The 23,217-nt window shown below is 32.2% G+C and carries 22 protein-coding genes and 1 riboswitch; of the genes, 10 read left to right on the top strand and 12 right to left on the bottom strand.

Features of this window, described 5'->3' with window-relative positions:
• Positions 1 to 9 precede the first annotated feature (9 nt).
• The 5 genes from CD121_RS05090 to CD121_RS05110 all read right to left on the bottom strand — a co-directional run bounded on the left by CD121_RS05090 (position 10) and on the right by CD121_RS05110 (position 3,784).
• Complete coding sequence (locus tag CD121_RS05090; RefSeq protein WP_029055379.1) at positions 10 to 705, bottom strand: ABC transporter ATP-binding protein; 696 nt, start codon at positions 703 to 705, stop codon at positions 10 to 12.
• Positions 698 to 1,471, bottom strand: coding sequence for an ATP-binding cassette domain-containing protein (locus CD121_RS05095; RefSeq protein ID WP_126567550.1), 774 nt, complete (start codon positions 1,469 to 1,471; stop codon positions 698 to 700). The genes CD121_RS05090 and CD121_RS05095 overlap by 8 nt, the downstream gene beginning before the upstream one ends.
• Positions 1,472 to 2,287 (bottom strand): nickel transporter permease, encoded by an 816-nt coding sequence (gene nikC / locus CD121_RS05100; protein WP_126567551.1) that lies wholly within the window; start codon positions 2,285 to 2,287, stop codon positions 1,472 to 1,474.
• Entirely contained in the window at positions 2,277 to 3,278 is a 1,002-nt protein-coding gene (nikB, locus tag CD121_RS05105) for a nickel ABC transporter permease (RefSeq protein ID WP_017636982.1), read from the bottom strand. The genes nikC and nikB overlap by 11 nt, the downstream gene beginning before the upstream one ends.
• 149 nt (positions 3,279 to 3,427) lie before the next feature.
• Positions 3,428 to 3,784 carry a hypothetical protein gene (locus CD121_RS05110; RefSeq protein ID WP_029055375.1) on the bottom strand — a complete coding sequence of 119 codons (357 nt, stop codon included), beginning with the start codon at positions 3,782 to 3,784 and terminating at the stop codon, positions 3,428 to 3,430.
• Between the two features lie 195 nt (positions 3,785 to 3,979).
• Between CD121_RS05110 and pepF the strand changes: the two genes are divergently transcribed.
• Positions 3,980 to 5,794 (top strand): oligoendopeptidase F, encoded by a 1,815-nt coding sequence (pepF, locus tag CD121_RS05115; protein WP_126567552.1) that lies wholly within the window; start codon positions 3,980 to 3,982, stop codon positions 5,792 to 5,794.
• Positions 5,795 to 5,883: 89 nt separating this feature from the next.
• Here pepF and phoU read toward each other — a convergent pair whose 3' ends face one another.
• The 6 genes from phoU to cvfB all read right to left on the bottom strand — a co-directional run bounded on the left by phoU (position 5,884) and on the right by cvfB (position 11,753).
• Positions 5,884 to 6,531: a phosphate signaling complex protein PhoU gene (gene phoU, locus CD121_RS05120; protein ID WP_126567553.1), complete on the bottom strand. Its 648-nt coding sequence runs from the start codon at positions 6,529 to 6,531 to the stop codon at positions 5,884 to 5,886.
• 3 nt (positions 6,532 to 6,534) lie between these two features.
• Positions 6,535 to 7,410 carry a phosphate ABC transporter ATP-binding protein PstB gene (gene pstB / locus CD121_RS05125; RefSeq protein WP_070451208.1) on the bottom strand — a complete coding sequence of 292 codons (876 nt, stop codon included), beginning with the start codon at positions 7,408 to 7,410 and terminating at the stop codon, positions 6,535 to 6,537.
• 88 nt (positions 7,411 to 7,498) lie between these two features.
• The gene (pstA, locus tag CD121_RS05130) at positions 7,499 to 8,428 is read right to left on the bottom strand and encodes a phosphate ABC transporter permease PstA (protein ID WP_126567554.1); all 930 of its coding nucleotides are present in this window, start codon (positions 8,426 to 8,428) and stop codon (positions 7,499 to 7,501) included.
• A 1-nt stretch (position 8,429) separates the two neighbouring features.
• Positions 8,430 to 9,356 carry a phosphate ABC transporter permease subunit PstC gene (gene pstC, locus CD121_RS05135; RefSeq protein ID WP_017636976.1) on the bottom strand — a complete coding sequence of 309 codons (927 nt, stop codon included), beginning with the start codon at positions 9,354 to 9,356 and terminating at the stop codon, positions 8,430 to 8,432.
• A gap of 176 nt (positions 9,357 to 9,532) precedes the next feature.
• Positions 9,533 to 10,498 (bottom strand): PstS family phosphate ABC transporter substrate-binding protein, encoded by a 966-nt coding sequence (locus CD121_RS05140; protein ID WP_017636975.1) that lies wholly within the window; start codon positions 10,496 to 10,498, stop codon positions 9,533 to 9,535.
• Between the two features lie 346 nt (positions 10,499 to 10,844).
• Positions 10,845 to 11,753 carry an RNA-binding virulence regulatory protein CvfB gene (gene cvfB, locus CD121_RS05145; RefSeq protein ID WP_126567555.1) on the bottom strand — a complete coding sequence of 303 codons (909 nt, stop codon included), beginning with the start codon at positions 11,751 to 11,753 and terminating at the stop codon, positions 10,845 to 10,847.
• Positions 11,754 to 11,897: 144 nt separating this feature from the next.
• Between cvfB and CD121_RS05150 the strand changes: the two genes are divergently transcribed.
• The 9 genes from CD121_RS05150 (at position 11,898) to lysA (ending at position 22,325) form a co-directional block, all read left to right on the top strand.
• Positions 11,898 to 13,499 carry an ABC-F family ATP-binding cassette domain-containing protein gene (locus CD121_RS05150; RefSeq protein WP_017636973.1) on the top strand — a complete coding sequence of 534 codons (1,602 nt, stop codon included), beginning with the start codon at positions 11,898 to 11,900 and terminating at the stop codon, positions 13,497 to 13,499.
• A gap of 296 nt (positions 13,500 to 13,795) precedes the next feature.
• Positions 13,796 to 13,972, top strand: a riboswitch (Lysine riboswitch).
• Between the two features lie 82 nt (positions 13,973 to 14,054).
• The gene (locus CD121_RS05155; RefSeq protein ID WP_126567556.1) at positions 14,055 to 15,260 is read left to right on the top strand and encodes an aspartate kinase; all 1,206 of its coding nucleotides are present in this window, start codon (positions 14,055 to 14,057) and stop codon (positions 15,258 to 15,260) included.
• 57 nt (positions 15,261 to 15,317) lie between these two features.
• A complete protein-coding gene (locus CD121_RS05160) occupies positions 15,318 to 16,307 on the top strand; it encodes an aspartate-semialdehyde dehydrogenase (RefSeq protein WP_126567557.1) in 990 nt (329 codons plus the stop codon).
• A gap of 1 nt (position 16,308) precedes the next feature.
• Positions 16,309 to 17,193, top strand: coding sequence for a 4-hydroxy-tetrahydrodipicolinate synthase (gene dapA, locus CD121_RS05165; RefSeq protein ID WP_117239054.1), 885 nt, complete (start codon positions 16,309 to 16,311; stop codon positions 17,191 to 17,193).
• Positions 17,193 to 17,915, top strand: a complete 723-nt coding sequence (gene dapB, locus CD121_RS05170; protein ID WP_126567558.1) for a 4-hydroxy-tetrahydrodipicolinate reductase — start codon at positions 17,193 to 17,195, stop codon at positions 17,913 to 17,915. Before dapA ends, dapB begins: the two co-directional genes overlap by 1 nt.
• 21 nt (positions 17,916 to 17,936) lie before the next feature.
• Positions 17,937 to 18,656 (top strand): 2,3,4,5-tetrahydropyridine-2,6-dicarboxylate N-acetyltransferase, encoded by a 720-nt coding sequence (gene dapD / locus CD121_RS05175; protein WP_017636968.1) that lies wholly within the window; start codon positions 17,937 to 17,939, stop codon positions 18,654 to 18,656.
• Positions 18,657 to 18,825: 169 nt separating this feature from the next.
• The gene (locus CD121_RS05180; RefSeq protein WP_126567559.1) at positions 18,826 to 19,977 is read left to right on the top strand and encodes an amidohydrolase; all 1,152 of its coding nucleotides are present in this window, start codon (positions 18,826 to 18,828) and stop codon (positions 19,975 to 19,977) included.
• 3 nt (positions 19,978 to 19,980) lie between these two features.
• On the top strand, positions 19,981 to 21,057 hold the full coding sequence (locus CD121_RS05185; protein ID WP_126567560.1) for an alanine racemase: 1,077 nt from the start codon (positions 19,981 to 19,983) through the stop codon (positions 21,055 to 21,057).
• Positions 21,058 to 21,059: 2 nt separating this feature from the next.
• Positions 21,060 to 22,325: a diaminopimelate decarboxylase gene (lysA, locus tag CD121_RS05190; RefSeq protein ID WP_126567561.1), complete on the top strand. Its 1,266-nt coding sequence runs from the start codon at positions 21,060 to 21,062 to the stop codon at positions 22,323 to 22,325.
• Between the two features lie 68 nt (positions 22,326 to 22,393).
• Here lysA and CD121_RS05195 read toward each other — a convergent pair whose 3' ends face one another.
• Positions 22,394 to 23,143, bottom strand: coding sequence for a hypothetical protein (locus tag CD121_RS05195; protein ID WP_051522831.1), 750 nt, complete (start codon positions 23,141 to 23,143; stop codon positions 22,394 to 22,396).
• Positions 23,144 to 23,217 lie beyond the last annotated feature (74 nt).

The raw sequence follows: 23,217 nt of genomic DNA on the forward strand, positions 1-23,217 counted from the left end.
TTAACTTATTTATTCAAATGCTTGAACAAGTTGTTTAGTATAAGGATGTCGGTCCTCATTAAATAACAATCCAGTTTCAAAATCATCAACAATTTCGCCATTTTGTAATACAATCATACGTTGACACATCCGCTGAATGACAGACAAATCGTGTGAAATCATAATTAAAGTTTGTATATGTTTTTGATAATTTTCTTTTAAAATATCTAACATGTGTTGTTCTGCGATAACATCTAAATTGGATGTAATTTCATCGCAAATTAATATTTGTGGTTTTGCGAGTAACGTACGCATCAAGTTAAAACGTTGTAGCTGACCACCACTTAATTCACTAGGATATTTTGTTAGTAAAGATAATGGTAAATTAAATGATTGTGTTGTATCGTTGATGATTTTATCAATATCATTATCATTATACTTTTTATAGTAGATCAAAGGTTCAGACAATGACTGTTGGATAGTCATATTAGGATTAAAACTTTCTGAAGCATGTTGAAATACAGGTAGTATGTCTTGAGTATCTGACTTAATAAATCCCTCTGATGGGCTGTGTTCATTCATTAATAATGAGGCAAGTGTACTCTTCCCTGACCCACTTTCCCCAACAATACCAACGATTTCATTATCTTGTATTGTTAAATTAATATGTTTCAACACAGGTAGATTTTTATGGTAATTGAAAGAAACATTGTCTAATTTAATCATGTTCATCCTTCTTTAAATGACTTCTAGAATGTAATAATTGTTGAGAATAAGGATTGATATGGTGACTTTGAAAATAGTTAAGGTCGCCATAATCTATGATTTGTCCAAATTTCATAACATTAATGTAATCTGCATATTTTAAAACATGACTCATGTTATGAGTAACGATTAAAAGCGTTTGATGATGATCTTTAACAATATGTTGTAATAAATCCATAATTTGTTGTCCATTTACGACGTCCAAAGAAGCAACAGGTTCATCAGCAATAATGAGTTTTGGGTCAAGCATAAGTACGCTAGCGATATATACACGTTCTAACTGCCCTCCTGATAATTGAAAGCTATAACGTTGTAATATAAATTCACCTTCTAAGTTCACCCATCCTAATGCTTTATTTACTTTAGAAATAGCCTCTTGTTTTGTCACATCGTAATGAGTGCGATAAATAGCAACAAGTTGTTTGCCTAGTTTAGAGTGGTCATTGAAACTTTGTGTATAATTTTGAGAAATATACCCGATATCTTTACCTAATTGATATTGAATAGTGCCATGAGAGTGATCATTAAAATGAAAATGATCACAATTAACTCGAAAATGCGACGGTAGTTGATTTAATATAAAACGCATCAATAGCGTTTTTCCTGCCCCACTTTCACCAATGATGGCATTTACTTGTTTATCATATATAGTAAAATCGATATTTGTTATTAGTTGGTTTCTATGTTCGTCTTCAATTGAGAGATTTTTAATGTCTATAGTATTCAATTATCGATTTCCCCTTTCTAATAAACGATCACGTAAAGCATCACCGGTTAAATTAAATATTAAGATTGTAATAGCAATAGTCGTTGCAGGTGCAATCATCATAATAGGATGAGAAGTTATAAAATCACGTCCTGCTTGCAACATCGCGCCCCATTCTGGTGAAGGTGGTTGAGCACCAAGACCTAAAAATGATAACGAACTAATATATAAAATAATTTTCCCAAAGTCTACAATGACTAATACTAATATTGATGGTAATACTTTAGGCAATAAATGTTTAAAAAGAATCTTCGATGTAGGTACTTTGAAAAGTTGTGCCATACGTATATAAGATTGATGCATCTCGCTGTTAACTATTCCTCTTGTGACTCTTGTATAATTCATCCATTTTATAACTGTAATAGCTATAACTAAATTCCAAATACTTGGATGAAAGAAACTTGCTAAAGCAATCATAATAACAAATTCTGGAATACTTAATCCGATATCGATTGCACGCATAATAATATTGTCTGTCCAACCTTTTTTATAACCTGCTAATAAACCAAGTGGAACGCCAATAATGACTGTAATGATAAGTGTTAATACTGTTACCAACAAAGTTGAACGTGCACCAACAACTAAACGTGTAAATAAATCTCTTCCGTAATCATCAGTTCCTAAAAAGTGTTTTCCACTTATTGGCTCAAATGTTTGAGATAAATTAACTTTTATAGCAGTTTCATCATTTACAAAAAATTGCATCAGAATAATGATTAAAATATAAATGAAAAATACATAAAATATCCAGTTTTTCTTGTTGAATTTAATTTTCATGAGGTGTCGCCTCCTTTTGTTCATATCCTTGAGACGATTTCTTTGTATTACGGTGTGAAGCCAAACGTTGTTTTGGGTCTAACATTACACTTAATAAATCAGCTAAGGTATTAATAATAATGACTAAAGTGCCGATAAATAAAACAACGCCTTGGATAACGGGATAATCTCTAGAACGAATACTATCGACTAAAAAAGCACCTAAACCAGGTATTTCAAATAGATTTTCAATAACCACCGTACCTCCGACTAAACTACCTACTGATAACCCAATCAATGGAATGGTTGGTAAAAGTGCAGGTTTTAATAAATCATGAAATAGAATATAGTGTTCAGACATACCTCGTAATCGAGAAACTTGTACGATCGGACTTTGATATAAATCCAACAAATTAGATCTAATTAATCTAATGAGGTATGCGCACATACCAATACTCATTGTTAAAATTGGAAGTATATATGAAACAAATTGACCATCACTAGCTGGTGGTAAGATGTTTAATTTCAAATCAAATATATATAATAAAAGTATACCTATAAAAAATGCAGGTAAACTGACCAATAATGAAGTACCTATTCTTATTATTTTATCAATTGGGCGATGATAATGGATTGCTGCTAAGATACCTAATGGTAATGAAATAATAATAGAAACAACAAGTGTACCTAAAGTTATAATTAAAGTTGGGGGTGCATAGTTAGTGATTTCTTGAGTAACTGGCTCATTTGTTTGATAACTAACACCTAAATCCAAATGTAAAATTTGATTGATCCAATGCCACCATTGAATAAATATGGAATCATTTAGTCCAAGTTTGTCCTCTGTTGCTTTAATTTGTGTATTTGAAACTTGTGCAGTATCTAAATGTAAAATCTTATCAACTGGATTACCCGGTGATAATTTCATCAATAAAAAAGTAATCGTTGATAAAACTAACAGCACAACAATCATTTGTATGCACTTTGCAGTGATTATTTTAAAAATATTCATTGATATCTCTCCATAAAAATGATGATATTAAATTAATAAAGCCAAAGTTTATAGACGCTAATATTTATATTGTAAAAATGTTTAGTTACATCAAAATTAAAAACCCAACTCTGTTAGTTATATTCAGAATCGGGTTATGAAAATTATATTTAACGACGACGATATTTATCGAAATCATCATTATAGTCATGTTCAAATTGTTCATATCTACGCATATCTTTTTCGAGTCGTTTTTTCTTTCTTTCACGTCTCCAATTACGAGTGAAATACCATAATAAGAAACTAATAATTAAACTGATTATTGCCATAAAAGCAGCAAATCCTAATAACGGTTGATATGTAATATCTTGAAAGTTAGGGATTAAGAATGCCAACACACCTAAAACCACAAATGAAATTACTGCCGCAATAAACCATCTATGTAATACTAAAGTGCAAAACACTGTTAGTATGATGACCGCTAATATAGTAATCCATAGGAAATTGGGCATATCAAAAATTGTCATATACGAATTCTCCTTATTTAAAATAACACTATTTTTATTATACTATTTTCTAACTAACAACTAAACCTACTATAGTAGTATATCTCATTAATAACACTTTTAATTAAAGTTTGATTTTCCTATCTGAATCAACTGCGTAAGAAAAATAACTAATGTATAATATGACGTATATTAACAAACAGGGAGTGAAACATATTGTCTCAAGGCTTACCTAATAGAAAAGATGTATCAAGTTCAGAAACCTGGGATTTAAAAGACTTATTCCAAAATGATGATGCCTTTTACGAAACGTTAGAAGAAATAATGGCTTCAACTATAGATTTTAATAAACGATTTGCTGGTCAACTAACAAACTATCAAATTGCTGAAAAAGCATTACATGAGTATGAGACTCTATTAATACAATTAGATCGTCTAGGAAACTATTCAGAATTACGTCTAAGTGTAGATACTAGTGATGAAACAGCACAACAATTAAATGCGAAATTAAATACTTCATATGGTAAAATCGCAAGTCAGCTATCATTTTTAGAATCGGAAATATTAGATTTAGATGATGATGAATTACAACACTTACTAGCTGAAACACAATATCCACACTATATTCAGCAACTCATTCAGCGTAAACCATATCAACTAGATCCTAAAGTAGAACAAACTTTAGCTAGTTTATCCCCTACTATTAATCAACCTTATGATTTATATGGTACGACAAAAATGCTAGATATCGCATTTGAATCGTTTGAACATGAAAATGTAGATTATCCAATGGATTACGCAACATTTGAAAATGAATATGAAGATCATGCTGATGCAGAATTCAGAAAGAAAAGTTTCAAATCATTTAGTGATGCTATTAAACGATATCAACATACAACTGCAGCAACTTATAATATGCAAGTTCAACAAGAAAAAATTGAAGCAGATTTAAGAGGCTATGATTCAGTTATTGATTATCTGTTACAAGAACAAGAAGTGACACGAGACATGTTTGATAGACAAATTGATGTAATTATGAGTGATTTAGCACCAGTAATGCAAAAATATGCCAAATTATTACAACGTGTTCATGGTTTAGATAAAATGCGATTTGAAGATTTGAAAATTTCAATAGATCCTACATATGAACCAGATATTTCAATAGAAGAATCTAAAAAATATATTTATGGTGCATTAAATGTGTTGGGTGATGATTATACTTCAATGCTTGAATCTGCTTATCAGAATCGTTGGATAGATTTTGCTCAAAATAAAGGTAAAGATACTGGCGCATTTTGTGCTAGTCCATATTTTACACATTCATATGTCTTTATTTCTTGGACGGGTAAAATGGCTGAAACATTTGTATTAGCACATGAATTAGGTCACGCTGGACATTTTACCTTAGCACAAAAACATCAAAATTTCTTAGAATCTGAAGCATCTATGTATTTTGTAGAGGCACCGTCTACTATGAATGAAATGTTGATGGCCAATTATTTATTTAACCATAGTGATGACCCTCGTTTTAAACGTTGGGTGATTGGCTCAATTTTATCACGTACTTATTATCATAATATGGTGACACACTTACTTGAAGCGGCATATCAACGGGAAGTTTATAAAAAAGTAGATAATGGAGAATCTTTAACTGCGCCAGTACTTAATGATATTATGTTAAACGTTTACCAAACATTTTTCGGTGACGCAGTTGAAATGACTGATGGTGCCGAGTTAACTTGGATGAGACAACCACATTATTATATGGGATTATATTCATATACTTATTCTGCAGGTTTAACAATTGGTACGGTTGTTTCTCAAAAAATCAAAAATGAAGGTCAACCAGCAGTCGATGCTTGGTTAAATACGTTAAAATCAGGTGGCAGTTTATCTCCTGTTGAATTAGCTAAACAAGCAGGTGTAGATATTACAACTGAAGCGCCATTAAAAGATACTATTCGCTATATTTCTGAATTAGTAGATGAAGCAATTGCATTAACTGATGAGATTGAAGGTCAATCAAAATAACTATAAAAATATCCCCTCAAATGAAAGAATCACCATTCATTTGAGGGGATATTATATGTTTATTTATTAATTTGGATTATATAGTTAGATTAATGTGATATTTCATAACGGTTACCAGTTAAGAAGTAATATACACTTTCAGCAATATTACTAATATGGTCCCCTACACGTTCTAAGTTTCTAGCGGCTAAATGAGCTTGTCCAGCAACGAAAGGATCATTATCAATTAAGTAAGTAGTATTAACGATATTGATATATAAGTCATCAATATCTTGATCGCGTTCGATAATTTCTTTAATCAAAGTAATATCTTCATTTTTAACGGCTGTATTTAAATCTTCAAGCATTAACATAGCAAGTTTACCCATTGTTTTTAATCTAGTTAATACATAATTGTCAGTTATTTTGACTCGAAGTCTAATATGAGCGATATTAGCTGCATTGTCTCCCATTCGCTCTAAATCTGTAGAAATTTTTAATGCTGACATCATCATTCTCAAATCTGTAGCTATTGGTTGCTGTTTTGTAATCAACATAATCACTTTTTCATTAATTTCATGATCTAGATGATTGATTTCTTTATCTTTTTGAATAGTTTCTCTGGCAAATGTTCTCTTCTCTTCACTTAACGACACTAAGGCATTCTCAATATTAAAATAAACACGAAGACCTAGTCGGCGTAAATCTTTGATTAAGCCTTCTAGTTGATCTTCGTATTTTTGTCTAATAACTGCCATCTATTATCCGAATCGTCCTGAAATATAATCTTCAGTTTGCTTATCAGCAGGATTTGAGAAAATTTTGTCAGTGTCGTCATATTCATTAATATAACCATTTAAGAAGAAAGCAGTTTTATCAGAAACACGCGCTGCTTGTTGCATGTTATGTGTAACCATAATAATTGAATAATTTTCTTTTAATTCTTGAACTAATTCTTCTATTTTTAAAGTAGAGATTGGGTCTAATGCTGATGTAGGTTCGTCCATTAAAATAACATCAGGTTCAATCGCTAAACATCTAGCGATACATACACGTTGTTGTTGACCACCAGATAAACCATACGCATTCATGTGTAATCTGTCTTTTAATTCATCCCAAATAGCAGCACCACGTAGTGATTTTTCAACAATTTCATCTAATACTTTTTTGTTTTTAATACCGTGTGTTTTTGGCCCGTAAGTAATATTGTCATAAATTGATTTTGGGAATGGATTTGGTTGTTGGAATACCATACCTACATTAGTTCTTAATTTCTCTTTTGAATATTTAGCATCAAATATGTTTTGATCGCGGTATAAAATTTTACCAGCTGTTTTTACAGAAGGAACAAGTTCTACCATACGATTTAATGCTTTAATATAAGTTGATTTACCACAACCTGATGGCCCAATAATAGCAGTGACGTTATTTTCAAGAATATCTAAATTGATATTTTGAAGTGCATGGTTATCGCCATACCATAAATCTAAATTTTGAGTAGAATATACTACTTTTCTTTCGCTATCTGAAATTGAATCTTTTTTATCATCTGTAGTTACAATTGTAGCAACGCTTTGCCCTGAATTGCTTTTAAGTTCATTTAATTTCTTGTTTTCTTCGACTTGTTTGTTAGCCATAGTATAAAACTCCTTCTAAATAATTAAGTTGAAATAAGTCTACTTAATAATCAATATCGATTTCCCAATGTTAATATTTCGTTTGTTTTTAAAATTTCTTACTAAATTTGTTACGGAAGTATATTGCTAAACCGTTCATTAATAATAAGATAATTAATAATACGATAATGCCTGCTGACGCAACATTTTGGAATTCTTCTTGAGGCATTTTAGCCCAGTTATAAATTTGTATTGGTAATGCTTGGAATTGATCCATAATGCCGCTTGGTAAACGTAATAGAATTGTTGGAATACCAATTAAAATTAAAGGCGCTGTTTCGCCTAATGCACGAGATAAAGCTAAGATAAATCCAGTTAAAATACCTGGTAATGCAGCTGGTAAAACGACTTTGTAAATCGTTTGCCATTTATTTGCACCTAAACCATATGACGCTTCACGTACTGAATTGGGTACCGCGCGAATAGCTTCTTGTGATGCTACGATAATGACAGGTAAGATTAATAAAGACATTGTTAATGCACCAGCTAAAATAGATTTGCCAAGAGATAATGACTCGATTCCCATACCACGTACGAATAATGTAAGTCCTAATAAACCGAATACTACTGAAGGTACCCCGGCTAAGTTAGAAATACAAACTTTCACAAAGTCTGTAAATGGATTTTTACGAGCATATTCTTCAAGATAAATTGCTGTACCGACACCTAAAATAATTGAAATTGGAATGATAGTAATCATTAACCATAGTGTTCCCACTAAAGCACCTTTAACACCGGCCATAGATGGTGTAGATGATGAAAAGTTAGTGAAGAATGAAGGTGTTAAATGACCAGCACCTTTGATTAATGTATCTATTAATAATGCTGCTAATACGATTAATCCTATTAATGTACAAGCTAAGAATATACCTTTAAATACTTTATTCTTCGTCATACGACTAGAAATATTTTTTTCGACTTTATTTTGATCGACTAATGTTTTGTTATGATTTGCTACGTTAGTAGTTGTTGTAGACATTTTAATACTCCTCTCTGAAACGTTTAGAAATCCATTGTGATAGTAAGTTCATAGCTAATGTGAAAATAAATAGCGTGAAACCTACCGCATAGATACTGTAGTAAACGTCTGATCCGAAAGTAGCATCTCCTGTAGCAACTTGAACAATGTAACCAGTCATTGTTTGGATTGATCCTGTTAAGTTTAATGAGGCTGTTGGTGTACTACCAGCTGCTAGAGATACAATCATTGTTTCACCAATTGCTCTTGAAATTGCTAGTACAATAGATGCTAAGATACCTGAAGCTGCTGCAGGTAAAACGACTTTTATTGCAACTTCTAATTTTGTAGCACCTAATCCTAAAGCACCTTCACGAATTTTGTTTGGAACTGATGCCATTGCATCTTCACTCATACTTGTAATAAGTGGGATAATCATTACCCCTACTACTAATCCAGGACTAATTGAGTTAAAACTACCTAAGTCAGGAAATATAGATCTTAAAATCGGTGTAACAAATGTTAATGCGAAGAAACCGAACACGATAGTTGGTATACCTGCTAACACCTCAAGTACTGGTTTAATAATGCGTCTAGCTCTATCTGAAGCATATTCACTTAAATAAATAGCTGCGCCTAATCCAATTGGAACTGCGAATAAAGCTGCAATAATTGTGATTTTAAGTGTTCCAATGATTAATGCCCAAATACCATATGAAGGTTTAGCTGAGAACGGGTTCCAATCTGTAGAAAATAAAAATTCTGTGATTGATACACGTGTAAAGAAAGTGATTGTTTCAGTTAGTAATGTAAATAAAATCCCTAAAGTTACTAAAATTGAAATTGCTGAAATGATAGCTAAAATGATTGGCACTATTTTATCGCTCATGCCACCCTTTTTGGCATTATTTTTAGCAATCATTTCTCTAATGTTTGTATTTGAAACCATATGAAAACCTCTCTTCTTAAATCTCCCAATTATAAAAAAAGAGTGGGAATATTTCAGGTTGATAAGAGTAAAGACTCATGATATTTATGTGCTAACCTGAAAAGAAAATCATACAAAGTGGCTGAATTAACCCACTTTGTATTGATTTTCGTTGTATTCCCAAACTCTATTGTTAATTATTTATCTTCTTTTTTATCAGAGTCTTTGCTGTTTTTCTTAATGTAATCTTTTAATTCTTTAAGTTCATCTTTGTAATCTTTCTTAGGAAGTGCTACATAACCAGCATCTTCTGCAGATTTACCTTCATCTTTAAGAGTGAATTTCATGAATTCTTGGAAAGCTTTGTTATCTTTTAAAGATTTCTCTTTAGCATAGATGAATAATGGTCTACTTAAAGCATAAGAGTTATCTTGGATTGTTTTCTTAGTTGGTTTAGTATCTTTGCCTTTATCATCTTTGACTTTAACTTCTTTTAATTTGTCTTTATTTTGTTGATAGAAGTTATAACCGAAGTAACCAATACCTTGTTCGTTCTTTTGTACTGATTGTACGATGACGTTAGTGTCAGCATTTTTTTCAGCTTTGATATCGCCTTTATCCATTACTTCTTCAGTAAAGAAGTCGAATGTACCATGTGATTGGTCAGGAGAGAACGCTTTGATTTTTTTATCAGGCCATTTAGAGTTAACGTCTTTCCAAGTTTTAGCTTTTCCAGAATAGATCTCTTTAAGTTGGTCTTTAGATAATGATTTTACGAAGTCATTATCTTTGTTTACTGTTACCGTTACACCATCTTGAGCAATTTTATATTCTTTGTATTTAATACCTTTGTCTTCTAATTTTTTCTTTTCTTCATCTTTAATAGGTCTTGAAGCATTTGAGAAATCTGTTTCTCCAGAAATGAATTTCTCGAATCCGCCACCTGTTCCTGAAGTACCTGATGATACTGTAGCGTCTGGATAATCTTTAGCGAATTTTTCGTTTAATTTTTCAATGATAGGACCGACTGTTGAAGATCCGTCACCTTTTACTTCACCACTTACATCTTTACCTTCGCCTGAACCGCCGTTACCGCCGCCACATGCGCCTAAAAGTACTGAAGCTCCTAATACAGTCGTACCGACTAATTGCCACTTTTTCATTGAAACATCCTCCTAATATAAATAACCCAAATGTTATATGTATTTCTTACAGTTCTAATATTAACGAATCATTGTTAATTAAAAACTATGTTAATGTAAATGTTTTGTTAAGTTTAGATTTAGTTATGTTAAGTTATTAGAAATTCTTATATATATCAGCTTTTTAGACTTTAATCGTATTAAGATTATTTCAAGATTTAGGGGAAATTCTGTTGAAGAGGAAATATTAAAGTAAGTATTGTTAACATAAAAATAGCGTCGATTGAATTATAAGTTTCAATCAACGCAATACAATGTTGTTATTAAATTAAGTTTACCTTTTTAATAGAAGAAACAAGATTTTGTATTATTTATCTTGGTTGTTTTCAGTATGAGACCAACCTTTTTTAGTTAAACTAATTTTACCTGTTTCAATATTGATGATTTTTTGTTTATATAAATGTCCGATAGCACGTTTAAATGAACCTTTACTCATGTTAAACACTTCTTTAATGGCTTCTGGACTTGATTTATCCCAAAATGGTAATTCACCGTCGTATTCAACTAATAAATCAAAAATGACTTGTCCATCATCGTCTAGTCGTTCATGTGCTAATGGCAAGAATGAACCATTTAGCTCACCTTGTTCATTATGGCCAATGATACGTACTTTAACTAACTCACCTAGTCTAGGTTCAGCTTTACGTTCTGATTCATGTACGAAGACTTTGTAGCCTTCCGTACTTAATAAGAAACTACCTACACGTAAGACACGATAAGGTCTAGCTTCTAACATTTCATTTTGCTTACTATCATCATGAACTGGCGTGTACATATTATCTACAATACCTTCACTTGCTAAACGAGCAAACATTTGATTTTCTCTATCGATTCTTAGAGTAACAAGTAGTTTGTCACCAGCTTCTGGCCAAAGTGTTTTAACTTTTGGTAAATCTTCCCATGGTATCAATACTTCTCTTGGTAAACCTACATCAACACGTGCACCATCACGGTCTACTTTTAATACTTTTGCAAAATCATATTTATCTTTAGTGATATCAGGCATATTTTGTGTTGCAAATAATTCTCCTGATCTATTTGGATAGATAAAGAAACTATATTCTTCACCTACTTGTAATTCATCTTCTTCATTTACTTCTGATTGATTCAGTTTAACTTGTTCTCCGTTTGGTCCTTTTAACATATAAGTCGAACCTTGTAAGCCGGTAACTTCAAGAAATTCAATTGAACCTACGATATCTTTTTCTAGTGCCATTATATTCTCCTTCGAGTCATTTATTCTTTTATAGTATAACATGAGTGGTGTAATCTATCATTACAAGTTGTAGGTGGTCGAAAGTATCTTAATAATATGATATAATTTTTCCGTTAGAATAACGATATAAAAAGGAGCAAATGCATGTTACAAGTAACTGATGTAAGTTTACGTTTTGGCGATCGTAAACTATTTGAAGATGTAAATATTAAATTTACTGATGGTAATTGCTATGGATTAATTGGAGCGAATGGTGCAGGTAAATCTACTTTCTTAAAAATATTATCTGGTGAGTTAGATTCACAAACTGGTCATGTATCACTAGGTAAAGATGAAAGATTAGCAATTTTAAAACAGGACCACTTTGCATATGAAGATGAACGTGTACTTGATGTAGTTATTAAAGGTCACGAACGTTTATATGAAGTAATGAAAGAAAAAGATGAAATTTATATGAAACCAGATTTCAGTGATGAAGATGGAATTCGTGCTGCTGAACTTGAAGGCGAATTTGCTGAGATGAATGGTTGGAACGCAGAAGCAGATGCTGCAAACTTACTATCTGGTTTAGGTATTGACGCATCATTACAAGACAAAAAGATGTCTGAACTTGAAAATAACCAAAAAGTAAAAGTATTATTAGCGCAAAGTTTATTTGGCGACCCAGATGTACTATTACTAGATGAGCCTACCAATGGTTTAGATATTCCAGCTATTAGTTGGTTAGAAGATTTCTTAATTAATTTTGAAAATACAGTCATCGTAGTATCACATGACCGTCACTTCTTAAATAATGTATGTACACATATTGCAGATTTAGACTTTGGTAAAATTAAAGTTTATGTTGGTAACTATGATTTCTGGTATCAATCAAGTCAATTAGCTCAAAAAATGGCACAAGAACAAAATAAGAAAAAAGAAGAAAAAATTAAAGAACTTCAAGATTTCGTGGCACGTTTCTCTGCAAATGCTTCTAAATCTAAACAAGCAACAAGTCGTAAAAAACAATTAGAAAAAATCGAATTAGATGATATTCAACCATCATCTAGACGTTATCCATATGTGAAATTCACTCCAGAAAGAGAAATTGGTAATGACTTGTTAAGTGTCCAAAATCTTTCTAAAACAATTGACGGTGAAAAAGTATTAGATAATATTTCATTTACGATGAACCCTAACGATAAAGCTATTTTAATTGGAGATAGTGAAATTGCTAAAACTACCCTACTTAAAATTTTAGCTGGTGAAATGGAACCAGACGAAGGTTCATATAAATGGGGTGTTACAACTTCATTAAGTTACTTCCCTAAAGATAACTCTGAATACTTTGATGGTGTAAACATGAATCTTGTTGATTGGTTACGTCAATATGCACCAGAAGATGAACAGACTGAAACGTTCTTACGTGGTTTCTTAGGACGTATGTTGTTTAGTGGTGAAGAAGTTAAGAAAAAAGCAAGCGTGTTATCAGGTGGAGAGAAAGTACGTTGTATGTTAAGTAAAATGATGCTTTCAAGTGCGAATGTATTATTATTAGATGAACCAACTAACCATTTAGACTTAGAAAGTATTACTGCAGTCAATGATGGATTAAAATCATTTAAAGGTTCACTTATTTTTACGTCATATGACTTTGAATTCATTAACACTATTGCTAACCGTGTGATTGATTTAAATCCACAAGGTTCTGTTTCAAAAGAAATTCCTTATGAAGAGTACTTACAAGAAATTGGAGTATTACAATAATTAAATTATATTGATTACCCTTAAGTGAATGTTGATGTCACTTAAGGGTTTTTTATGGGATTTTATTCCCCTATTTTATTAAGATTTTTAACAAACGATTGCACAAGAGATACTAACCATTAAAATGCTGTAAGGTTTTAAGGAATACAAAAGTTTTAACCAAACTTTTGCATAAAAGCCACTAATCTTTGCTAAAAGAAAGTGGCTTTAAAATTTTCTGTTTATTTGAAAAAATCACAATTATCGGTTTACAGTCACATGTTAGATATGTATAATAAAAACATATCAATTGAATAAGATTTTGATGAGGCGCATTAAACATGAGTAAATATTAGATTACTGTCTGCTAACAGCTAATATTGAAAGGGGGCAATGCCGAAACGAATGATAATAGCAGATATCATTTGTTGGACTTTTTGGTTAAGAGCTAAGAGTTTGTCATTATTTGATAATAATGGAGTGCATCACTTGTACATAAATGTAGAACAAGTCGCATTCCAGACTTGTTCTTTTTTTATTGAATAGGTGGGCCTCCCTACTAACTGAGGAGGACAAATTTTGAATAGAAGTGTTTTGAAATTTGGCGGATCTTCCGTCAGCGATTTTACAAAGATTAAAAATATAGCAAACATGTTAAAAGATCGAGTTGAACAAGATGAACAACTGATTGTTGTAGTGAGTGCTATGGGTAAAACTACAGATCAATTGATGGAAAATGTATCATCCTTAACGTCAACTCCAAAAGAGCAAGAACTTGCCCTACTTTTAACAACTGGAGAGCAACAAACAGTTTCGTATTTGTCTATGGTGCTAAACGATATTGGTGTTAGTGCTAAAGCCATGACTGGATACCAAGCTGGAATTAAAACAATTGGACATCACTTAAAAAGTAAAATTGCTGAAATTAACCCATCAACCTTCACTGATGCATTTGAGCAACATGATGTGCTTGTGATTGCTGGTTTTCAAGGAATTAATGAGAACCATGAATTAACTACATTAGGTCGAGGTGGCTCTGATACTACAGCAGTGGCATTAGCAGCTAGCAATAACATACCTTGTGAAATCTATACAGATGTAGATGGTGTATATTCCACAGATCCTCGAATTTTAAGTCATGCTAAACGCTTAGAGTATGTATCTTATGAAGAGATGATGGAAATGAGTGCACTTGGTGCTGGCGTGCTTGAGACGCGCAGTGTTGAATTGGCTAAAAATTACAATATTCCACTATATTTAGGAAGAACTTTATCAAATGTGAAAGGAACATGGATTATGTCTAGAAGTGATTTATTAGAGAAAAAAGCAGTAACTGGGGTCGCATTAGATAAACACATGATGCATGTTACAATCACATATCCCCTACCAGATAATCGTTTATTAACACAATTATTCACTGAATTAGAAGAAGGCTCAGTTAACGTGGATATGATTTCCCAAATCGTTAACCATGAAGGATTACAATTATCATTTAGTATTAAAGACACAGATGTACATCAAATCTCACAAATTTTAGAACAGTTAGCAGTTAATTTTGAAGCACTTGATTATAAAATTAACGAAGCTTATGTCAAAATTTCTTTAATTGGTTCAGGTATGAGAGATATGTCAGGTGTTGCATCTAAAGCATTTATAACTTTAATTAATGCTAAAATTCCTTTCTATCAAACAACCACATCAGAAATTAGTATTTCTTATGTCATTGATGCTGAAAATGGTGAAAAAGCTGTCGAAGAACTATACGGTGCTTTTGATATATAATTGATTTAACTTAATTTTTCACAATATTAATAATATTGAAAACGGAGTGACTTACACATGACAAAATTAGCAGTAGTTGGCGCAACAGGATTAGTAGGAACAAAAATGTTAGAAACATTAGATAGAAAAGCAATTCCCTTTGACGAATTAGTGTTATTTTCTTCAGCACGATCTGCTGGTCAAAATATAGATTTTCAAGGACAAACATATACAGTACAAGAATTAACTGACGAAGCAGCAAGTGAACATTTTGACTATGTATTAATGAGTGCCGGTGGTGGTACAAGTGAACATTTCGCCCCACTGTTTGAACAAGCTGGTGCTATAGTGATTGATAATTCTAGTCAATGGCGTATGGCAGAAGATGTAGATTTAGTAGTTCCAGAAGTTAATGAACCTAAGTTCACTAGAGGAATCATTGCAAATCCAAACTGTTCTACAATTCAATCAGTGGTACCTTTAAAAGTATTACAAGAAGCATTTGGTTTAAAACGTGTTGCTTATACAACATATCAAGCGGTTTCAGGATCTGGTATTAAGGGTAAGAGAGATTTATCTGAGGGCGCAAATGGTAAAGAACCTGAAGCTTATCCTCACCCTATTTATAACAATGTGTTACCACACATTGATGTATTTTTAGAAAATGGTTATACAAAAGAAGAGCAAAAAATGATTGATGAAACACGTAAGATTTTAAATGATAAAGATTTAAAAGTAACTGCTACATGTGTTCGTGTACCTGTTCAAGATAGTCATAGCGTGGAAATGGATGTCACATTCAATCAAGATACAACAGTTGAAGAAATTCAAGCTCTATTTGACAAAGATGATCGAGTAGTTCTTGTAGATAATCCAGCTAATAATGAATATCCACTTGCAATACATTCTACTGGTAAAGACGAAGTGTTTGTAGGTCGTATTCGTAGAGACGATTCTTTAGACAATACATTCCATGTATGGTGTACATCAGATAATTTATTGAAAGGTGCAGCATTAAACGCAGTTCAAGTTTTAGAACAAGTTTTAAAATTGAAAGGAGTTCTTTAATATGACACACATGTTTAAAGGCGTAGGTGTAGCATTAACTACACCATTCGTAAATAACGAGGTAGATTATGATGCTTTAAGAAGTCACGTTTCATTTTTATTAGAAAATAATGCTCAAGCAATTATTGTAAATGGTACTACGGCTGAAAGCCCTACTTTAAATGACGATGAAAAGGAACATGTATTAGAAACTGTAGTAAATTTAGTGAATAAACAAGTACCTGTAATTGCAGGTACTGGCACAAATAATACTGAAAAATCAATTCAAGCATCTGTTCGAGCTAGACAATTAGGCGCTGATGCAGTCATGTTAATTACACCTTATTATAATAAAACGAATCAACGCGGTTTAGTACAACATTTTGAAACAATTGCAAATGCGGTTGAATTACCAGTTGTATTATATAATGTGCCTTCTCGTACAAATATGACGATTGAACCAGAGACAGTTGAAACGTTAAGTAAAAATCAATATATTGTTGCACTTAAAGATGCTACAAATGATTTTGATTACTTTGAAGAAGTTAAAAAACGAGTTAATCAAGATGAATTTGCAATTTATAGTGGTAACGATGATAATGTAGTTGATTTCTATGAACGTGGTGGTAATGGCGTTATATCAGTAATTGCTAATGTTATTCCAAAAGAATTCCAACATTTATATGACGCTAAACAAAACGGGGACGATATCACTAAAGCGTTCGAACCAATTGGACAATTGTTAGATGCTCTATCTGTAGACGTAAATCCTATACCAATCAAAGCATTAACTGCTCATGAAGGCTTTGGAAGCTATGAACTACGCTTACCTCTTCTACCATTAGAAGAAAATGATCGTAAAAAATTAGTACAAGCTTATGAAACATTTAAAGCAGGTGAAAAATAATGAAAATTCTTTTAATTGGTTATGGGGCTATGAACCAACGAGTTGCTAGATTAGCTGAAGAAAAAGGCCATGAAATTGTAGGCGTTATCGAACATTCACCGAAAGATTCAACACCTTATCAACAATACGAACACATTGCTGACGCAAAAGATGCCGATGTTGCGATAGATTTTTCTAATCCTAATTTATTATTCCCATTATTAGAAGAATCGTTCAAATTACCATTAGTTATCGCAACTACTGGTGAAAAAGAAAAATTAGTTGAAAAACTAGAAGATTTAGGGAAAAACATGCCAGTATTTTTCAGTGCGAATATGAGTTATGGCATACACGCGCTTACCAAAATTCTAGAAGCGGCTGTTCCCCTATTACAAGATTTTGATATTGAACTTACCGAGGCGCATCACAATAAAAAAGTCGATGCCCCTAGTGGTACGTTAGTTAAACTATATGATGTCATTGAAGGATTACGTGAAAAAACAACGCCTGTATATGATCGTCATGATAAATCAGAAAAACGAACACCTGATGAAATAGGTATTCATGCAGTTCGTGGAGGTACAATTGTCGGAGAACATGATGTATTATTCGCTGGTACTGATGAAACAATTACTATTTCACATAAAGCACAATCAAAAGATATCTTTGCCAATGGAGCAATTGGCGCTGCTGAAAAATTAATTCACAAAGACAAAGGTTTTTATACTTTCGATAATTTATAATTCAACTGAAGGAGCGAAATTATGGTACAACATTTATCAGCCCAAGAAATAATTCAATATATTAGTGATGCAAAAAAATCAACACCATTAAAAGTTTATGTTAACGGTAATTTTGACAATGTAACTTTCCCTGAATCGTTTAAAGTATTTGGTTCAGATAATTCTAAAGTGATTTTTGTAGAAGCAGACGAATGGAAACCATTCTATGAACAACATCAAGGTCAATTTGAAGATGTTGAGATTGAAATGGACCGTCGTAATTCTGCGATTCCTTTAAAAGATTTAACTAATACGAATGCTAGAATTGAACCCGGTGCATTTATTCGTGAACAAGCGATTATTGAAGATGGTGCTGTCGTAATGATGGGCGCTACGATTAATATCGGTGCAGTTGTTGGCGAAGGTACTATGGTAGATATGAATGCAACTTTAGGGGGGCGTGCTACTACAGGTAAAAATGTACATGTTGGTGCAGGTGCAGTATTAGCAGGTGTTATTGAACCACCTAGCGCATCACCAGTTGTCATCGAAGATAATGTTTTAATCGGAGCAAATGCAGTTATTTTAGAAGGTGTACGTGTCGGTGAAGGTGCAATTGTTGCAGCTGGCGCTATTGTGACACAAGATGTTCCTGCAGGTGCAGTTGTTGCAGGTACACCTGCTAAAGTGATTAAACAGACTTCTGAAGTTGAAGATTCTAAACGTGAGATTGTGTCTGCATTAAGAAAATTAAACGATTAATATATCGTAAATGAAAGTAAGTTGAAACGAAGACGTGGTTGAGCAGTTTAAAGAAGTAGATTTCAAACTTCTTGAGAACAGATAGCTCCCCACCCTTTCGTTTCGACTTTTTATTATCATTAAATATGATAACGTCATTAGGGAATTTTTAGAGAAAGGAATGATTTTGATGAATGAATTAGAATTTGTAACTACTCATAGAAGACATTTACATCAACATCCTGAATTAAGTTTACATGAATACGAAACAACTGAATATATCACTCAATTTTTAAATGAACTAGGTGTAACATATGAACGCCCACTAGAAACAGGTGCTATCGCCTATTTAAAAGGTAATAGTAATCATACGATTGCATATAGAGCAGATATTGATGCTTTACCGATATTCGAAGAAAATGATGTAGACTATCGAAGTCAAAATGACAATGTGATGCATGCTTGTGGACACGATGGTCATACAACTGCCCTTATGTTGTTTATACAACGTTGTAAAGCAATGGCTGATAAAGGAACTCTTCCACATAATGTTGTATTTATTTTCCAACCTGCTGAAGAAACTGGTGGAGGCGCGCATCGTCTTATTAATGCAAATGCCTTTGAACAATACCCAATTGAAGCAGTATTTGGTGTTCATGTGAATCCATTCTCAGATGAAGGCACAGTAGTTATAAGAGATGAAGAAATCACAGCTAGTGCAACTGAATATCGCTTTTATTTAAAAGGTTTATCTAGCCATGTTGCTGATAAAGAACAAGGATATTCATGTGGCGAAGCATTACAACATGTGTTAAATCAAGTTGCTCAAATTCAACAATACCATCTAAATGGATTGAAACGTAATATCGTACATATGGGTCATTTTGAAGCTGGTGAAGCGATCAATACAGTCCCAAGTCATGGTTATCTAGAAGGTACTATTCGTACATACGATGTTGATGATTTAACTATTGTTAAAAATCAAATGCAAAAAATAGCTGACAGTGTGAAATTACTATTTAATGTGGATTGTGAAGTAAAATTTGAAGAAGGATACCCTGCTACAATTAATAATCCTAAATTACGTAAACCTGTAGAGCAAGCGCTAAAAGATGCTCACTTAGAAGTCATTGAAAAACCAACGCCATTTTTATTTGGAGAAGACTTTAGTTTCTATGGTCAATTATTAGCACCAGCTTATTTTGTGTTTGTAGGTACACGAAATAAAGATAAAGGCTATGTAACAGGATTACATACATCACATTTAAATTTTGATGAAAAGGTATTAATTGATGTAGCCAACTATTATGAACATTTATTACTAAATTACAAAGAGGTGTAACCATTGACAGCGATTTGGTCAGTCGATTCAGACGCTTTTTTAGAAAATGCAAAGAAAGTTAAAAATCAACAACCTATGATGGCTGTTGTTAAGAATAATGCTTATCACTATGGTTTGGGATTTGCCGTAAAACAATTTTTAAAAGCAGGAATTGATACATTCAGTACGACTTCGTTAAAAGAAGCTGTAAGAGTACGTGAATTAGCGCCTAATGCTACAGTATTTCTTATGAATGCAGTGTATGATTTTGATACTGTTCGTGAAAATCAAATTCATATGACGTTACCTTCTCTAACATATTATTATGAATATAAAGAAGATTTGCATGATATTCATATACATTTAGAATTTGAAAATTTGCTACATCGTTCCGGTTTTAAAACATTAACTGAAATTCAAGAAGTGTTACATGATCACCAACAAAATTCAAATCAAGATAAAATGATTATTTCAGGATTATGGACTCATTTTGGTTATGCTGATGAATTCGGTGTACCTGAATATGACCGTGAACGTGCTGCATGGTTAGAAGTATTAAATACTTTATTAAATGAAGGCTATCAGTTTGATTTCATTCACGCTCAAAATAGTGCAAGTTATTATCGTGAAGGTCAAGTCGTACTTCCCCACCATACGCACGCAAGAGTTGGTATTGCATTATATGGTTCTCGCCCATATAGTGGTTTAGGTGAAGAAGTGATTCAGCAATCATTAACTGTAAAAGCAAATGTCATACAAGTTCGTGATGTTCAGCAAGGAGACTATTGTGGCTACAGTTGGGCATTTGAAACACAGAATGATAATACGAAACTTGCGGTAGTAGATGTTGGTTATGGTGATGGTATTTTAAGAACGAGAGCACAACATGAAGCACTTATTAATGGAAAGCGCTACCCTATTCGTGCTTTAATGATGAGTCATATGTTCGTGGAAGTTGATGATAACGTACATGCACAAGATCAAGTTATATTATATAATGAAAATATGCGCATAGACGAATACACATTTAAGGGTGTGGGAGCAAATTCTGAACAACTTAGCGCAATGAATCACGATTCTCTTATAAAGGAGTATAGATAAATATGACAGTAGAATATAACGAATACGGCGAATTAACATTAGGAGGTACAAGTCTTAAAACTGTGGCTCAAAGCTTTGGTACCCCTACCATTGTTTATGATGAAGATCAAATTCGTAATCAAATGCGTCGTTATCATCAAGCATTTCAACAAAGCGGGTTAAAATATAATATTTCATATGCTTCTAAAGCATTTACATGTATACAAATGGTTAAATTGGTTCAAGAAGAAGATTTACATTTAGATGTGGTTTCTGAAGGAGAATTATATACAGCACTTGAAGCAGGCTTTGACCCAAGTCGTATTCACTTCCATGGTAATAATAAAACAAAACATGAAATCCGATATGCTTTAGAAAATAACATTGGCTATTTTGTTATAGATTCTTTAGAAGAAATTGATTTAATTGATCGCTATGCAAATGATACAGTACAAGTCGTATTAAGAGTCAATCCTGGTGTAGAAGCACATACACATGAATTTATCCAAACAGGTCAAGAAGATAGTAAATTTGGCCTTTCAATCCGTTATGGATTAGCTAATGAAGCGGTAGATAAAATTAAACAAACAAAACATCTTCATTTAAAAGGGTTTCACTTCCATATTGGTTCACAAATTGAAGGCACTGAAGCAATGATTGAAACAGCTAAAATTGTGTTGAACTGGTTAAATGACAACAATATTGATGTTGAACTGCTTAACCTTGGTGGTGGTTTTGGTATTAAGTATGTTGAAGGCGACGTTAGCTTCCCTATTGAAACTGGCATTGCTGAAATTACAGATGCTATTAAAGAAGAAGTTAACAAGTTAAATATGGATACACCTGAAATAGGCATCGAACCAGGACGTTCAATTGTTGGTGAAGCTGGTATAACACTATATGAAGTAGGAACAACAAAAGTTATTCCTGGAGTCAATAAATATGTATCTATTGATGGTGGTATGAGTGATCATATTAGAACATCGTTATATGATGCCGAGTATCAAGCGTTACTCGTTAATCGTCATGAAGAAGCGGATGATACTATGACAATTGCAGGTAAATTGTGCGAATCGGGAGATATTATTATTAAAAATGCTAAGCTTCCAAGTTCAGTACAACGTGGAGATTACTTAGCGATATTATCTACTGGTGCTTATCACTATTCTATGGCTTCAAATTATAACCAAATGCAAAAGCCATCAGTATTCTTTATTAAAGATGGCAAAGCACGTGAAGTCATTAAACGTCAATCATTAAGACAATTGATTATTAATGATACAAAATAGTTAAAAAATAAGGTTCAATATAAGACAACCAATTAATGATTGTCTTGTATTGAACCTTTAATTTTGTATTAATACTGTAATTTTTTAAATAATGTACGAGCGATGACGTAAAAAATAATAATGTAGAGGAATGTTAGCCCTATCATCATACCTAACTGAAAATTAAAATCTTGAACATGTTCTAGTTTTATAAAAGATACTGGTAGAACTTTAAATTTAGGTAGCATTTCTACGATTTTAGTTAATATGTATCCAATTACCATAATCATAATTGTATAAGCTGAATTAAATTTAATTGATGATAAAATTCCTAAAAATAACAAAATAATAATCGTACTGAAAATACCTACTAATGATAATATAAAGCTTTTATTCACTAATGTATCATTTAAGAATAATGAGTGTGAAGAATAGTCGTGTTTATTAACAAAGAATAGATATACGATAATGCTAGAAATGATTAATATTATTCGTGAGATAATAACTAATAATAAAATAGATAAAAATTTATAGTTAAATATCTTATCCCTATTTTGATCTTTAAATAAGATTAAGCGGCCTGATTTAATATCATCATTAAAATTTTGACCAATCATCATACCTATTAATACAATGGGTAATAAAAATTTAAGTTCTGTATCAGAAATAGCAATCAGTAATTCTGCAAACGAGACACTATTTTTTTCAGTTGATGATAATGAAACAAAATCACTATGTGTTAGTTCTGCTATAAAAATAAGTAATGGATATAAACTGATTAATAATAAGACCCAAAATGACTTTAACTTTACTGTAAATTTAAAAATTTCGTTTAACATTGTTTAATCCCCTAACTATTTAAATAATGATATATAATCTGCTTCAATATTTTTGATGTTGAGTAAAGTATTAT

The organism is Staphylococcus pasteuri (genome assembly GCF_003970495.1).
GTDB classification, from domain to species: Bacteria; Bacillota; Bacilli; order Staphylococcales; family Staphylococcaceae; genus Staphylococcus; species Staphylococcus pasteuri.

Coding starts and splice junctions, on each gene's coding strand:
- dapB (WP_126567558.1), top strand. CDS start 17,193: ATGAAAATTCTTTTAATTGGTTATGGGGCTATGAACCAACGAGTTGCT.
- phoU (WP_126567553.1), bottom strand. CDS start 6,531: ATGGCAGTTATTAGACAAAAATACGAAGATCAACTAGAAGGCTTAATC.
- pstC (WP_017636976.1), bottom strand. CDS start 9,356: ATGGTTTCAAATACAAACATTAGAGAAATGATTGCTAAAAATAATGCC.
- dapA (WP_117239054.1), top strand. CDS start 16,309: ATGACACACATGTTTAAAGGCGTAGGTGTAGCATTAACTACACCATTC.
- CD121_RS05150 (WP_017636973.1), top strand. CDS start 11,898: ATGTTACAAGTAACTGATGTAAGTTTACGTTTTGGCGATCGTAAACTA.
- CD121_RS05140 (WP_017636975.1), bottom strand. CDS start 10,498: ATGAAAAAGTGGCAATTAGTCGGTACGACTGTATTAGGAGCTTCAGTA.
- pstA (WP_126567554.1), bottom strand. CDS start 8,428: ATGTCTACAACAACTACTAACGTAGCAAATCATAACAAAACATTAGTC.
- dapD (WP_017636968.1), top strand. CDS start 17,937: ATGGTACAACATTTATCAGCCCAAGAAATAATTCAATATATTAGTGAT.
- pstB (WP_070451208.1), bottom strand. CDS start 7,410: ATGGCTAACAAACAAGTCGAAGAAAACAAGAAATTAAATGAACTTAAA.
- CD121_RS05160 (WP_126567557.1), top strand. CDS start 15,318: ATGACAAAATTAGCAGTAGTTGGCGCAACAGGATTAGTAGGAACAAAA.
- nikB (WP_017636982.1), bottom strand. CDS start 3,278: ATGAATATTTTTAAAATAATCACTGCAAAGTGCATACAAATGATTGTT.
- nikC (WP_126567551.1), bottom strand. CDS start 2,287: ATGAAAATTAAATTCAACAAGAAAAACTGGATATTTTATGTATTTTTC.
- CD121_RS05180 (WP_126567559.1), top strand. CDS start 18,826: ATGAATGAATTAGAATTTGTAACTACTCATAGAAGACATTTACATCAA.
- cvfB (WP_126567555.1), bottom strand. CDS start 11,753: ATGGCACTAGAAAAAGATATCGTAGGTTCAATTGAATTTCTTGAAGTT.
- CD121_RS05110 (WP_029055375.1), bottom strand. CDS start 3,784: ATGACAATTTTTGATATGCCCAATTTCCTATGGATTACTATATTAGCG.
- lysA (WP_126567561.1), top strand. CDS start 21,060: ATGACAGTAGAATATAACGAATACGGCGAATTAACATTAGGAGGTACA.
- CD121_RS05195 (WP_051522831.1), bottom strand. CDS start 23,143: ATGTTAAACGAAATTTTTAAATTTACAGTAAAGTTAAAGTCATTTTGG.
- CD121_RS05090 (WP_029055379.1), bottom strand. CDS start 705: ATGATTAAATTAGACAATGTTTCTTTCAATTACCATAAAAATCTACCT.